The 13,869-nt window shown below is 63.3% G+C and carries 11 protein-coding genes; 4 read left to right on the forward strand and 7 right to left on the reverse strand.

Annotation, left to right across the window (positions count from 1 at the left end; translation table 11 throughout):
* The 4 genes from VKV28_05770 to VKV28_05785 form a co-directional block, all read left to right on the forward strand.
* Window positions 1–186 (forward strand): hypothetical protein (locus VKV28_05770; GenBank protein ID HLH76300.1); only part of this gene is annotated, 186 nt, incomplete at its 5' end.
* A gap of 179 nt (window positions 187–365) precedes the next feature.
* A complete protein-coding gene (locus VKV28_05775) occupies window positions 366–1,472 on the forward strand; it encodes a trypsin-like peptidase domain-containing protein (GenBank protein ID HLH76301.1) in 1,107 nt (368 codons plus the stop codon).
* Between the two features lie 227 nt (window positions 1,473–1,699).
* Window positions 1,700–4,942 (forward strand): efflux RND transporter permease subunit, encoded by a 3,243-nt coding sequence (locus VKV28_05780; GenBank protein HLH76302.1) that lies wholly within the window; start codon window positions 1,700–1,702, stop codon window positions 4,940–4,942.
* A gap of 90 nt (window positions 4,943–5,032) precedes the next feature.
* Window positions 5,033–6,157: an efflux RND transporter periplasmic adaptor subunit gene (locus VKV28_05785; GenBank protein HLH76303.1), complete on the forward strand. Its 1,125-nt coding sequence runs from the start codon at window positions 5,033–5,035 to the stop codon at window positions 6,155–6,157.
* Between the two features lie 17 nt (window positions 6,158–6,174).
* On the opposite strand, the gene VKV28_05790 is transcribed toward VKV28_05785, so the two are convergent.
* The 7 genes from VKV28_05790 to pal all read right to left on the reverse strand — a co-directional run bounded on the left by VKV28_05790 (window position 6,175) and on the right by pal (window position 13,869).
* Complete coding sequence (locus VKV28_05790) at window positions 6,175–7,071, reverse strand: dihydrodipicolinate synthase family protein (GenBank protein ID HLH76304.1); 897 nt, start codon at window positions 7,069–7,071, stop codon at window positions 6,175–6,177.
* Window positions 7,072–7,137: 66 nt separating this feature from the next.
* Window positions 7,138–8,553 (reverse strand): protoporphyrinogen oxidase, encoded by a 1,416-nt coding sequence (gene hemG, locus VKV28_05795; GenBank protein HLH76305.1) that lies wholly within the window; start codon window positions 8,551–8,553, stop codon window positions 7,138–7,140.
* A 7-nt stretch (window positions 8,554–8,560) separates the two neighbouring features.
* Window positions 8,561–9,481, reverse strand: a complete 921-nt coding sequence (hemH, locus tag VKV28_05800) for a ferrochelatase (protein ID HLH76306.1) — start codon at window positions 9,479–9,481, stop codon at window positions 8,561–8,563.
* A complete protein-coding gene (hemE, locus tag VKV28_05805) occupies window positions 9,478–11,442 on the reverse strand; it encodes a uroporphyrinogen decarboxylase (protein HLH76307.1) in 1,965 nt (654 codons plus the stop codon). The genes hemH and hemE overlap by 4 nt, the downstream gene beginning before the upstream one ends.
* Window positions 11,443–11,468: 26 nt before the next feature.
* A complete protein-coding gene (locus VKV28_05810) occupies window positions 11,469–12,395 on the reverse strand; it encodes a bifunctional riboflavin kinase/FAD synthetase (protein ID HLH76308.1) in 927 nt (308 codons plus the stop codon).
* A gap of 23 nt (window positions 12,396–12,418) precedes the next feature.
* The gene (gene bamD, locus VKV28_05815; protein ID HLH76309.1) at window positions 12,419–13,351 is read right to left on the reverse strand and encodes an outer membrane protein assembly factor BamD; all 933 of its coding nucleotides are present in this window, start codon (window positions 13,349–13,351) and stop codon (window positions 12,419–12,421) included.
* On the reverse strand, window positions 13,348–13,869 hold the full coding sequence (gene pal / locus VKV28_05820) for a peptidoglycan-associated lipoprotein Pal (GenBank protein ID HLH76310.1): 522 nt from the start codon (window positions 13,867–13,869) through the stop codon (window positions 13,348–13,350). The genes bamD and pal overlap by 4 nt, the downstream gene beginning before the upstream one ends.

The following is a 13,869-nucleotide window of genomic DNA, read 5'->3' on the forward strand; positions in this document are numbered from 1 at the left end:
GGAATTGCCATCACAATGGCCGTGGCCATGTTCAAAGCGCAAGTGCGCTTCGGCTTCTTCATGAACTGGTTCGGCAAGAAGCAGGGCGAGGGGATCGAGTACTCACTGCTGGTGATTGCGATGGCGGTTTCGTTGATAATCGGCGGCGCGGGAGCGCTGTCGCTGGATCGGCTGCTCGCAGGCTGAACGCGGCGCGCCGAAGTTCTTTCGCAATATGCGATAATTATTCGTGGCGTTTATGCAACAGTGGTTGCTTTTGCGCCACGGAGTTCTTTTCTAGCTTAAAGCGCGTTTCTCTATACAGACCGGTGCGCACTTTGCTAGTGTAACAAGCGCTCGCATTTTTCGTTTGTGATCTGGTGTTCATGCATCGAACCGCACAAAGCATAGTTGCTACAGCGATAGTTGTGTTGGGAGTGCTGAGCCTCAGCTACGGCGCGGCGCTGGCGACCCCGGCAGTCTATCCCCGCAGCCGTCCCTCCAGCCTTGGCCGCTTGGCGGAAGCGATGCTGCCGGGGGTTGTGAGTATTCGCACCGAGGAAGTTCCGCTTGAGGTCGGGCGCGCGAGCGGCACCGGCGGCGCCGAGGGTAGCGATTATCGCGATAGCGATCGGACGCTGCTCGGCAGCGGCTTTGTCATCGATCGCGGCGGACGGGTGTTGACCAACGCCCACGTGGTCAGCTTTGCGCGCGAAGTGCTGGCGACGATGGCCGACGGGCGCTTGTGCCGGGCTTACGTGCTAGGCGTGGATCGAGTGCTGGACCTCGCGCTGTTGCAGCTCGACTGCATGAACCACCTGCATCCCCTGGCGATGGGTGATTCCGATAGGGTTCGGACCGGCGACGAGGTGATGACGATTGGCAATCCCTTCGGCTTGGAGGGCAGTGTCAGTCTGCTAACGGTAGGCGCTCAGCAGCGCTACTTGCCGGGTAAGCTGGCCAACTTTATCCAGACCGAAGGGGTAATCAATCCGGGCAATTCCGGCGGCCCACTGATCGATGCCAGCGGGCGCGTGATCGGGATCACCACTGCCGTGTACCGCGCGGAAGGCTCCACTACCGGCATCGGTTTCGCCTTGCCGATCCGGCTAGTCCGTGCCGATTTGGCGCGATTACAAGGGCACGGCCCCAAGACTCACGCCTGGATCGGCGCGCAGCTTCATCCCATCGCCGCCGATTTGGCCTATGCGATGGGCTTGCCTATAGCGGCGGGGGCATTGGTCACTGCGGTCAGCGAGGACAGTCCGGCTGAGGCCGCGGGCTTGCGCCCAGGAGACGTCCTGACCCACGTCAATGGTCGTCGGATCCGGGCCGCGCAGAGTTTTGTCCTGCGAATCCACGATTTGCCCAGCGGCTCGAAGCTGGTGCTCACCATCAATCGCCACGGGCGCACTCACAAGCTTCGGCTCTGGTTGGGCAGTTCGCCACAGGACGCCCAGTGGCTGGCCGACACCGGCGATTTCGCGATCTGAGCGCTGCCGGTTTGGATTTCACCTAGCTAAGGACTGTGTTTTCTTGTCCCACGCTTCGACTCGCTTGAGACAAACTGGCCTTCTCAATTGTCGGGCCGCGTAACTCGCTAAGCCGATTGCGCCTGGTAGCTGTGCGAAGACACGGGGCTTGCCTGACAAGCGCGCGCACTGTATCGCCATCTTAAGTCCGAACGCGCGAAGCGAACCACCCGCGGAGGGAACCGCCTATGATGTGGCTGGTACGGCTGGCCCTGCGCCGCCCGATCTCGGTAGCCGTGATGTCGCTGCTGATGACGGTGTTGGGGCTGCTGGCATTTACGCGGATGGACGTCGATATTTTTCCCGCCATCAAGCTGCCGGTGGTGCTGGTGGTGTGGACCTACCCGGGGCTGTCGGCCGAGGACATGGAGCGGCGCATCGTTTGGATCACCGAGCGCTCCATGACCAGCATGATAAGCGAGGTCTCGCGCATCGAGTCGCAATCGATACCGGGCCTTTCAATCATCAAAGCCTACTTCAACTCCGATGCCGATTTGGGGATCTCGATGGGCGAGATCACGTCGGCGGCGGCTTCCTCTTACCGCAACATGCCCGACGGCACCCAACTTCCCTACATCTTCAGCTATGACGCGGCCAATGTACCGGTGGCCCAGGTCAACATTTCCAGCGATACGGTCTCGGCGGCGGGGCTCTATGATTACGGGCTGAATTTTCTGCGCTTTCAATTTCTGACCATTCCAGGCTTCTCTAGTCCGCCGCCGGTGGGCGGCGCGATACGCGACGTGATGGTCAACCTCAATCCTGACGCGCTCTACGCCTACGGCCTGAGCCCGGCGGACGTGGGCAGTGCGCTGGCTGACACCAGCATTGTTATCCCCTCCGGGCAGGCCCGGATCGGCAATTATACCTACAACGTGGACTTGAACATGAGCCCCAAGGTGGTCAGCGGCTTCGATCGCCTGCCCATCGCCGTCAGTCACGGCATTCCGATTCATCTGGGCGACGTGGCGCCGGTCTCCGACAGCCATCAGCCGATCACCAATGTAGTCAAGATCAACGGTCAGAGCGGTAGTTCACTGCTGGTGATCAAGCATGCCGGCGCCTCCACACTCAAAGTGGTCGACGAGGTGCGTCGGCGCATCCCGCTCATCCAGCAAAGCGCGCCGCCGGGTATCAAGTTGTCGCTAGCCTTCGATCAGTCCATCTTCGTGCGTTCGGCCTTGCGCGAAGTGGTCAGTGAGTCACTCATCGCCGCTGCCCTGGTCGCGCTGATGGCGCTAGTCTTCCTGGGCTCGCCCCGCAGCATGCTGATCGTGATCATTTCCATCCCGCTGTCGATCTTGACCGCGATGGTGGGGCTGCAACTGGCCGGCCAGACCCTCAACATCATGAGCTTGGGTGGCTTGGCGTTGGCGGTGGGGATGCTGGTGGACGACGCCACCGTGGAAATCGAGAACATCCATCGCAACCACGCCATGGGCAAGCCGCTGCTGGTGGCAATTTTGGAGGGTGCGGCTCAGATCGCCACGCCCACCCTGGTCGGCACCTTGGCAGTCTGTATCGTGTTTTTTCCCGTGGTTATGCTCAGCGGGGTGGCCCGCTACCTGTTTACGCCGCTAGCGCTGGCGGTGGTGCTGGCGATGCTGACCTCTTACCTGCTCTCGCGCACCCTGGTCACCAGCATGGCTCATCGGCTCCTGCCCCAGCACCACGACGAACACGCCGCAGGCGGCCTATGGAACCGCTTCGTTCACGGCTTCAACGCCGGATTCGAGCGCTTCGGGCAGGTCTATCGGCGGGCGCTGGAGCGCTTCGTGGCTTGCCGCCGGCTGACCCTGTCCTGCGTGGCCCTGATGATCGCGGCCTCGCTGGTGCTGGTGACGATCACGGGCGAGGATTTCTTTCCGCCGGTGGATACCGGCATGATGAAACTGCATGTGCGCCTGCCCAGCGGTACCAGGATCGAGCGTACTGAACTGGTCACCGACCAGATCCAAGAGCAAATCCGGCGGATTATTCCCAAAGCCGAGCTGGACTCGATCTCGGTCAGTATTGGCACGCCGCTGGCTTTTACCCTGGCCTTCTACCAGAGCGACAACACGGGCGAGCAGGATGCCGACATTCTCATTCAGCTCCAGCCCAAGCACGGGCCCACCGCGCGCTATCAGCAGCTCATCCGGACGATGATGGCGACCCACTTTCCCAATGCACTGTCCTACTTCCAGGATGCCGACATCATCGGTCAGGTGCTTAACTTTGGCCTGTCGGCGCCGATCGACATTCAAATCGGGGGGCGCAACTTGCAGGCGCTCTACGCGCTCGCATCGCGTCTGCGCGACCACTTGCAGCAAGTCCCGGGTGTGGCCGACCTGCGCATTCCCGAGCCCTTAGATTACCCAGCCCTGGACGTGGATGTGGATCGCGATCGAGCGCTGGAATTGGGCGCCACCGAGAAGCAGGTGGCCTCGGCCCTGCTCACCGCGCTCAGTGGCGACTCCCTCATTCAGCCCGCCTGGTGGCTGGATGATAGAAGTGGCGTTAATTACGAAATCGTCGCCGAGATGCCCAAGGCCTATCTCACTTCGATTCAGCAGCTTGCCAACTTGCCTGTAATGGGTAGCACCGCGCAGAACTCCGGCGGGATGATCGCGGCGGCTTATGCTCCCAGTGCCGACCCGCCGCCCAGCCAGGTGCTGGCCAATATCGCGACCATCCGCCACGGCGTGGATCCGGCGGTGGTTGATCATTCCGCCGCCGAGCGGGTGATGGATGTCGATCTGGGGGTGGCCGGACGGGACTTGGGCAGTGTCGCCGATGAAGTCGATCGGGCGATCGCGCGCCTGGGCAAACTCCCCAAAGGCGTGCGCATCAACGTCCTGGGCCAGAGCAAGGCGATGCGCGACGCGTTCAGCACCCTGGAGCAGGGGATCGCGCTGGCCGCAATTCTGGTCTACCTGCTGATGGCGGCCAATTTCCAGTCCTGGATGGAACCGCTCATTATCATGACGGCGGTGCCGGGAGCATTGGCGGGAGCGCTGTGGGCCTTGGTCCTGACCCACACCACGATTAACGTGGAGTCGCTCATGGGTGCGATCATGGCGGTCGGCGTGGCGGTGGCCAACGGCAATTTGCTCATCAGCTTTGCCAACGAGTTGCGCGAGCAGGGGCAAGCACCCCTGCAAGCCGCGCTGGTCGCCGCACGTACGCGCTTGCGGCCTATTCTGATGACTGCGCTGGCGATGGTTCTGGGAATGCTGCCGATGGCCTTGGGGTTGGGCAAAGGCTCGGAACTCAATGCCCCGCTGGGGCGCGCGGTGATCGGTGGCCTGCTGGCCGCTACCGCGATGACCTTGTTCGTGGTACCGGCGGTGTACGCCAGCATCAGCGGCCATCGTAAGAGCACCCACGAGCGCGATCTGGAGATTGCGCAGGCCGACGCCGTGATCGTGGCAGAGCGGCAACAGATATGAAGGACTCGCGACCCCCATGCCGGGCTCTTTCCGGGCGTGGCCCCGTTTTAGAAACATTGCATCGCAACCGGCTCCAGGTAGCAAAACCAGATGATCGACGAGCGCAAGAAATTGGATAGAAAGCCCGGCCTGGGCTACATATTGGGCTGGTTGGTGGCGCTAATAGTGGTGTTCGGCGCGGTCGGAGGCTTGGTCTTCGCTCGCCAGCACACGGTGCAATTGCAAGCCGTGCAACTGCGTTTGGCGCAAAAGAGCGGGCCGCACGTTCTGGTTAAACGCGCCCTGCCCGCGCCAGCCCATCGGACAATCGAGGTGCCAGGCAAGCTGCATGGCTTCATCGAAACTGCCTTGTATGCGAAGACCGCCGGCTATTTGAAGATCATCAAGGTTGATAAAGGCGACCGGGTGACCCAAGGCGAGGTGCTGGCGATCCTCGACTCGCCCGAGTTGGACAAGCAAGTGGCCGATGCCAAGGCCAATTACTGGCTGCAGAAAACCACTGACGATCGTGCCGCGAAGCTGGCTCAACTCGGCGTGATGCCGCAGCAGCAGGCCGACGACGCGCACGCGGCGATGATGCAGGCGCAGGCGGCTTATCAGCAGTTGCTCGCCGAGCAGGCCTATGAAATTATTCGCGCCCCCTTCAGCGGCATCGTCACCGCGCGCTACTTCGATCCGGGTGCGCTCATCCCGCAGGCCACCGCGCCCTCCGCTGCCACCCCGATCCTGACTCTAGCCACACTCAGCCCACTGCGCGCCTATGCCAACGTGCCGCAAACCGTCGCGCCCTTCATTCATAACGGAATGGAAGCGACGCTGAGCGTCCCCGAATATCCCAAGCGCATCTTCCGCGGCCAAGTCACACGTCATCCGCAGGCATTGGATCCAGCTAGCCTTACGATGTTGGTGGAAGTGGATCTGCCGAACCAGGATCGCGCGCTTTTTCCCGGGATGTATGCTCGCATCAGCCTCAACGTGCCGTTGGGGCGCGCTACCGCGTTGGTACCCGACGATTCGCTGATCTTCCGCGACAATAAGATCTTTGTGCCGCTGGTGCGTGATACCCGCCTACATCTGGCCCCGGTGATCCTGGGCTGGGATAACGGCTACGACGTCGAAGTCGCCCAGGGTGTCAAGCCAGGCGACCTAGTCGCGCTGACCGTGGGTCAGTCGGCGCGCGACGGCGAGCCGGTGCAACCCGTGATGGCGCGCTAGCGCGGAGCTTTATTGCCCTAATTGCGCGGCGACAGGCCAAGCGCGCTCAGGCAGCGGCGGATCTCCTCCACGCCTTCGGGCGGCAGCGGCGCCTGTGGGGCGAGCGGCGCGCCCACCGGATATCCCAGCAATTCCAGGCCGCCCTTGACGCAGGCCGCTAGATTGTACTTGGCGAAAAGCTGGTTGAGACTCCAAAGCTTGCGCTGCACGGCCATCGCGCCGCTCCAATCTCTCTGCCGGCACAGCTCGTACAGCTCCACGCTTTGACGCGGGATCAGACAGGCTGGGCCCGCCATCCAGCCGACCCCACCGATCAGCATCACGCAGGCTGGAATATGAGCCGAGGCGGAAAATACCCCCATTCGCCCCTCGACCCGGTTGATGATTGAAAGCAGCCGCCCGGTGTTGGCAGAAGCGTCCTTTATGTACTTGATGTTGTCCACCCGGCTCAGACGCTCGATCGCGCCCAGGCTGAGGTCGGAGCGCTGAAAGGTCGGGTTGGTATAGAGCACCAGCGGAAGTTTGACCGCGCCGGCAATCGCCCTGAAATAGTCGATTACGCCCTCGTCCGGGACCGGGAAGTAGGCTTCGATAATGGCCAGAATTCCGGCGCAACCCAGCCGCTCCATTTCGCGCGCCTGAAAGACGCCGTCGGCGATCGTGGTTGCGGCTACCCCGGCTACTACCGGCACCCGCCCGCGGGCGGCCTCGACCACCGCCTCGACCACTCGTCGTCGTTGCGGCCAAGTGAGATAGGCGAACTCGCCGGTCGAGCCCAGCGGGGTCAGGCCGTGCACGCCGGCGGCGATTAAATCGTCGCACAGGCGGCTGAGGACCTCGCGCTTGATCTCGCCGGCACTATCGACGGGCGAGACCAGGTAGGGAAAGACGCCGTGAAACTCAGGTTGATCCATGATTGGATTCCGGACTTGTGCGGGTACGGAGCTGCGCCCACCTAGTTCGTGTTAGTAAGCGCAGGGTCATGCGGCGCTTCTCGCCGTTTGCAAATAACCCACCGTCGCTTCGGCCGCCAGCTCGCCCCCGTGGATACAATCGGAAATTCCGACCCCGCCATAAGCTGCGCCTGCCAGCGCCAAGCCGGGCAGCCGCTGGGCCTGTGCCTGGATGTCGGCCGCCCAGCGTTGGTGGCCCAACCCGTATTGCGGCATCGAGTCATTCCAACGCGTGACCATCGTTAACAGCGGCTGCGCCGTAACACCGATCAGCTCGCGCAGTTCGCGGCGGGCCAGCGCGCTGAGCTCCTCATCGCTTTGGTGTAGCAGTTCGGGCTGCAGGCTGCCGCCCACAAACAGGCGCAGCAAGACTTGGCCGGTCGGGGCGCGGCCGGAAAACTTGATGCTGGAGAAGGAGCCTGCAATCGCATGGCGGCCTTCCACACGCGGCACGACAAAGCCGGTGGCGTTGGGCGCGACCGGGAAATCGGCGAGCTGATAGGCCAAGTTGACCACCGCGATCGAGGAGTAGCGTAACTGAACCAGCCCTGCTGCCAAGGTTTGGCTGACGCCGCCCAGCAGACGTGCGCTCTGCGGCGCGGAAGCGGTGCAGATCACGGCGTCGGCGCCCACCGGGCTGCCGTCGCGCAAGAAGACGCACCAACCGCGGCCGTCGCCGCCGCGGACGATCTCGCGCACCGGCGCGTCCCGCCGCACTCGCGGGCCCAGCGCTACCGCCAGCGCGTCGATTATTGTCTGCATCCCGCTCTCGAAGCTGACGAACAGGCTCCAGCGCGCTCCACTGGCCTGGGCGACGCCGGCCTCGGCGGCGCGCGCCCGTAGGGCGCGGATCACGCTGCCGTAGCGCTGTTCCATCTCGGGGAAGCGAGGCAGGGTTGCTTGCAGGCTGAGCACCTCGGGGTCGGCGGCGTAGATTCCGCCGGCCAGCGGCTGTGCCAATCGCTCCAGGACTTCGCGGCCCAGGCGGCGCTTGACGAAAGCGGCCAGGCTTTCATCTTCCTGTGCGCGCCGCCGCGGAATCAGCGGTTCCATGAGTAGGCGCAATTTGCCGCCCATTGACAGAATTGGACTCTTCAGCAAGGGCCCCAGGCGGGCGGGAGCGAGCAGATTGAAGCCGGCGGGAATCTCGCGCAACTTGCCGCGGTTGACGATCAGGGTGCGGCGCACAGGCCCCGGGCTCAGCAACTGGTTTTCCAATCCCAGCCGGCGCGTCAACGCCAAACCCCAGGGCTTGTCGGTGACGAAGGAATCGGCTCCGGCTTCGATTAAGAAGCCGCCCTCGCGCTCAGTTCGGATCACGCCGCCAAGGCGCGGGGAGCCCTCCAGCACAAGTACTTCGACGCTTTCGCCCATCAATTCGCGCAATCGCCAAGCCGCCGCCAAGCCGCTTACGCCGCCGCCGATAATTACTACCCGGCGCATCGCTGGGCTACTCCATCATGTGGTCGGCAATCAAGCTTGCCAGCATCCTGATGAACAGGGGATGGTCGCCCACCGTGCCGGCCCGCTCCATTCGGACGTCCAGTTTGCGCGCCAGCGCCTGGGCCTCGATATCGAGGTCATACACCACTTCGACGTGGTCGCACAGAAAGCCGATGGGGACGAGCACCGCGCTGGCGCCGCGCAAATCTGCCAGGACATGTTCCAAGTCGGGTTCCAGCCACGCTTCGTGGGCCGCGCCGCTGCGGCTCTGATACGCCAGCCGCCAGCGCTCGATCCCCAGCTCCTGCGCGACCAGCCGCGCTGAGTGCGCCAGTTCCTGGGTGTAGCGGCTACGCGCCGCCATTGCGACGGGAATGCTGTGCGCGGTAAAGATCAGCTCGGTCTCCAGCCGTCGGGTTTTATCCAAGCGCTCCCAGGCGGCGCGAGTGCGCCCCGCCACCGCCTGAATGAATAACGGATGGTCATGCCAGGGCGGCAGGTATTCAATCGCCGGTGCCCGCCCGCCCAATTCGCTCAAGGCTTGCGCGGTTGCTTGCAGGTAACGCTCCCAACTGGCCTCGCAACGATGGGCGGCGAGAACCACCCCCACTACTCGACGCGCGCCGCGGTCAGCCAGCGCCGCCACGGCCTCGCGCAGATAGGGCTCCCAGTTGCGCATCCCAACGTAAACCGGCAGATCGATGCCAATTTCGCCTAGTGCGGCTTTAAGCGCCTGGGCTTGTTGCTGGGTATGGGCATTGTAGGGCGAAGCGCCCCCAATGGCAGCATAATGGCCGACCACTTCTTCCAGCCGCGCGGTCGGGATCGAGCGCCCTCCCACTACATTGGCCAGAAACGGCCGTACCTCTTCCAGAGCGGTCGGGCCGCCAAAACCGATCATCAGCACTGCGTCGCAGCCCGCGCTCATCGCTGACTCATTTCATGCACCATCTCGACCAGGGCCTGGACGTGGGCCACTGGAGTTTGCGGCAGGATGCCATGGCCGAGATTGAAAATATGACCCGGTCGCCCACCGGCTTGGGCCAGGATCGCTCCGGCGCGTGCCCGGATCTCGGGAATTTCGGCGAACAAACAGATCGGATCCAGATTGCCCTGGACCGCGACCTGATAGTCCAACCTGGCCCAGGCCTCATCTAAATTGACGCGCCAATCCAAGCCCACGATGTCGCCGCCCGCCTCGCGCATCAGTTCCAGCAGATTGCCCGTCACCGTACCAAAATGAATTACCGGGACTCGCCCTCGCAGCGGCGCGATCGCAGCAGCGGTATAAGGCAGCACATAACGGCGGTAATCATCGGGGCCCAGGCTTCCCACCCAACTATCGAAGAGTTGGACCAGATCGGCGCCGGCCGCGACCTGCATCTGGAGGTAAGCGGCAGTGATTTGTGCCAGCCGGCTCATCAAGCCGTCCCACAACTGGGGCTGGGTGTACATCATGGTCTTGGTCGCAAGATACTGGCGCGAAGCACCGCCCTCGATCAGGTAGGAGGCGAGGGTAAAAGGAGCGCCTGCAAACCCGATTAGCGGCACGGCGCCGGCCAATTCCTGGCGGGTCAACTTGATTGCGGCGGCTACGAAATCCAGCTCCGAGACGTCGAAAGGCTGCCAGTTGGCCAAATCCTGGGCCGCGCGCACCGGCCGCTGGATTTGCGGCCCATCGCCCTGCTCATAGCCCAGCCCCACCCCCAGCGGCAACAGCGGTAGGAGGATGTCGGCGAAGATAATGGCGGCATCCACCCCAAGGCGGCGCACCGCGGTCACCGTCACCTCGCAGGCGACTTCAGGTCGCCGGCACATGTCGAGAAAGGAAAGTTTGTCGCGCACTTGCCGGTACTCGGGCATATAGCGCCCGGCCTGGCGCATTAGCCAGATGGGCGTGTAGGGCGTGGGCTGGCGCCGACAGGCGCGCATCATTGTATGGTCCAGCAGAGCGGGGCGATCGGTCGGCGGCTCGGAGGTGGCCACCGGCACGGCAGCCGGCGCCGCAGCGCTGACTTCGCTCACCGCATTGGACTGTTTGCGACTTAACACCTCGGCGGCTCGCAGTGCGGCTTCCCGCACCAAGTGGCCCAGCTTGGGATGGGGTGGTTCGAAGTCAACCGCTATCTGGTTGCTGCGCAAGGCCAGCGAACAAACCGGACCGATCGACCCGATCGCCATACGGGCCAGGGCTTGGCGCAAAGCCTTGCCGTCGGCCTGCGCTTCAGCCACCTGGATGAGGTGAGTGACTTGGGTGGCGCTGGTGAACAGCGCCACTTCGGCTTGTCCGCCAATCATGGCCGCGATCGCTTTTTGCAGCGGCGCTCGATCCTCGGGCAGCGCCCAGCGATAGACCGGGACTTGCATCACCTGGGCGCCGCGCGCTGCCAGCCCAGCGACTAGATCGATATTGGCGACGCCGTACTCCTGCACCGCGACGTGCTTGCCGGCCACAGGCTGACGCTGATCGATCGCGCTTAGCACCTCGCGCCAAGTGTTGGGCTCGGGGATATGGATGGTAGGGTTCAGGCCTAGCTTGCGCAAAGCGGCGGCCGGTTTGGGACCGCGTGCCACGGTGGTGACCCGGCTCAACGCGGCGAGCAGTGCCTGACGGTCGAAAGTGTGGTCTAACAGCGCGAACAGTGCCTCCAGGCCGACTCCAGTCAGGAACACCACCAAGTCCAATTCTGCGGCCAACAGGCGGCGGGCGAACTGCTCGGCGGCGGGATTGCCCTCCAACGGTACCTCGCGCATCGCCGGTGCCAGCAGCGGCCGGCCGCCGTAGCGCCCGATCAGGCGCGCGGTCTCCTGTTCCATCCGGCTCTCAAAGGCGACTACGCGCAAGCCGGCCAGATCCTCGACGATTCCTGCCGCGCCTTGGGTACTCATGGCTTACCTGTTATTACGCAGGCTCCTTAACCCACCGTATCGAGAATAGCGCGGGCGCGCTGTACGTCGCTGGCGATCTGATGGGCCAAGGCTTGGCCGCTGTCGAATTTGCGCTCGCCACGCAAGCGCTCGATAAATTCCACTTTGACCTGCCGATCGTACAGGTCGCCGGAAAAATCGAAAATGTGAGTTTCCACTGAGCGCTGGGTTTCGTCAAAGGTCGGATTGAGGCCGATATTGGTGACCGAGGCGTAGGCGCCCTCGGGCAGCACCAGACGGGTGGCATAGACCCCGTCGGGCGGAACGGTTTCGGTTAACGAGCGTAGATTAGCGGTGGGAAAGCCTAGTTGATGGCCGCGCTGGCGCCCGCGTATCACGATTCCCGATAAAAAATGATAGCGCCCCAGCATTCGCGCCGCCTCGCCCATGTCGCCGCGCTCGACCGCACGGCGGATGCGGGTGGAGCTGACCTCAACCCCGTCCACGCTCAAAGCTTCGACCACGCGCACCTCGAAGCCCAGCTTCTCCCCCAGCCTTTTCATCACGGCGGCGTTGCCGCCACGGGCATGGCCGAAGCTGATACTGTGGCCGACCACCACGCAGCTGATGTGCAAGCGCTCCATCAGGCATTGGCGGGCGAATTGCTCGGGCGACAGCAGACTGAGCTCGCGGGTGAAGGGAGCGATAATAATTGCGTCCAGCGCTGTTTCGGCCATGCACGCCAGCTTGTCCGCCAGGGTCATCAGCAGTTTGGGCGCGCGTGCGGGCGCGAGCACCTTGGCCGGCGTGGGCTCGAAGGTCATCGCCACAGCACAGACGCCGCTCTGCTGTGCACACTCGCGTGCGGTCTCCAGGATGGCGCGATGGCCTCGATGAACGCCGTCGAAATTGCCCAGCGCCAGCACCGGGCGGGCGAGCCCGGGCGGTAGGCTCAGCTCGCGAATAACCTCCATGCTAAACGACCCGCACGGTTGGGCTAATCAGCCTCGAGATTTTTCATCAGAGCATTGGCGGCCGACGCTTCCGGGCTATCGCCATGTTCGTTGAGTAGCTTCTGCAGGGTAAGTCGGGCGTCGATCTTGTCGTTGATGCGCAAAAAAGCCTGGGCCTCGCGCAGCAAGGACTGGCCCGCATAACGTCCCTTTGGATAACGCATCGCGAGGTCGTTGAACTGCAAAATCGCCTGGTCATATTTACCTAATTGGTAGTAGGCGTTGGCAGCAAAGTAGTCGGCCGACTCGCCCAGGTCGGAATGCGGATACTTGCGTTGCAGGGTAGAAAAATGGTCGATGGCTTGAGCGTAATTGCCCTCTTTCATGGCCAGCAAACCGCTGCGGTACACTTTGCCCGCAGAACCGCTTTGCGAAGTTGCCAAGGCACGGGCCAGCTCCTGACGCCAATAAGTCGGTACTACCACCGGGGCCGCGGCCGCCTGCGGTGGCGTGCCCATACCTTCCACACCTGCGCCAGGGGGTACCGTGCCTGCGCCCGGCGGCACGCTGTCTTCAGGCGGCGCGGTCGCGCCGGGAGGGGTGGGGTTGGGCGCCGGCATTCCCGGCGGGACCAGCCCGGGCGCGAGCGCCGCAGGTGGGACCCCGGCAGCCGGATTTATGCTGCTCTGTAGCGCGTTCACCTGCGCTTGCAGTTTGGCCAGCCGCGCTGCCAGCGCCGATGATGGGGTGCTGGCCCCGCTGCCAGCGTGCTGCATCTCTTGAAGTTGGTCGTCGAGCTGGCGAACGCGATCTTCCAAGGCCTGGATCGCCTGCTGGTTGGAGGCCACCATCGAGCGGATCTGAAACTGTTGGTCCTGGGTCTGCTCAATATCGCTGCGTGAGGCGCAGCCCACCGCTATCGCCAGCGGCAAGGCCAGACCGAGCAACCAGGGCTGGCGCACAATTGGGGCTCTCATTGGGCTCCGCTAACCACAAAGTGATCGCGCCGATTTTGTGCCCAGCACTCTTCGGTTTCCTCGTGGCACAGCGGCAACTCCTTACCGTAGCTGATGGTCGAGATGCGGTCACCCGCGATCCCTAGATCCGTCAGATATTCCTTGGCGGCCTGCGCCCGCTTGGCGCCCAAGGCCAAATTATACTCCTCCGAGCCGCGGTCGTCGCAGTGCCCTTCTATCTGGACCCGGCTGGAGGCGTGATCGGTTAGCCAGCGCGCGTTGTTGCGCAGCACTTCGCCGTCCTGGGGCTGGATGGTGTAGTCGTTGAAAGCGAAATGGATGTCACTCAACGGACCACCGCTGTCGGCGCCCAGGGTGCCCTTTTGAAACTGTTCCAGCGAGCCCTTGTTACCCAGATTCTGCTCGCCCATGCCCGCTGCCCCATTTTCGCCCGCCACCCCTTGCCCATTGGGCTTGGATGAAGAGCAAGCGGCCAGGGTCAATGCGACTAGGACTACCGCGATTCGTCGCGCGATCAC

Source organism: Candidatus Binataceae bacterium (assembly GCA_035294265.1).
Taxonomy (GTDB): Bacteria; Desulfobacterota; Binatia; order Binatales; family Binataceae; genus DATGLK01.

Excerpts from the sequence above, each read along its gene's own strand:
- VKV28_05775 (HLH76301.1), top strand. The coding sequence starts at position 366 with ATGCATCGAACCGCACAAAGCATAGTTGCTACAGCGATAGTTGTGTTG.
- VKV28_05810 (HLH76308.1), bottom strand. The coding sequence starts at position 12,395 with ATGGAGGTTATTCGCGAGCTGAGCCTACCGCCCGGGCTCGCCCGCCCG.
- bamD (HLH76309.1), bottom strand. The coding sequence starts at position 13,351 with ATGAGAGCCCCAATTGTGCGCCAGCCCTGGTTGCTCGGTCTGGCCTTG.
- VKV28_05785 (HLH76303.1), top strand. The coding sequence starts at position 5,033 with ATGATCGACGAGCGCAAGAAATTGGATAGAAAGCCCGGCCTGGGCTAC.
- hemG (HLH76305.1), bottom strand. The coding sequence starts at position 8,553 with ATGCGCCGGGTAGTAATTATCGGCGGCGGCGTAAGCGGCTTGGCGGCG.
- hemE (HLH76307.1), bottom strand. The coding sequence starts at position 11,442 with ATGAGTACCCAAGGCGCGGCAGGAATCGTCGAGGATCTGGCCGGCTTG.
- VKV28_05780 (HLH76302.1), top strand. The coding sequence starts at position 1,700 with ATGATGTGGCTGGTACGGCTGGCCCTGCGCCGCCCGATCTCGGTAGCC.
- VKV28_05790 (HLH76304.1), bottom strand. The coding sequence starts at position 7,071 with ATGGATCAACCTGAGTTTCACGGCGTCTTTCCCTACCTGGTCTCGCCC.
- hemH (HLH76306.1), bottom strand. The coding sequence starts at position 9,481 with ATGAGCGCGGGCTGCGACGCAGTGCTGATGATCGGTTTTGGCGGCCCG.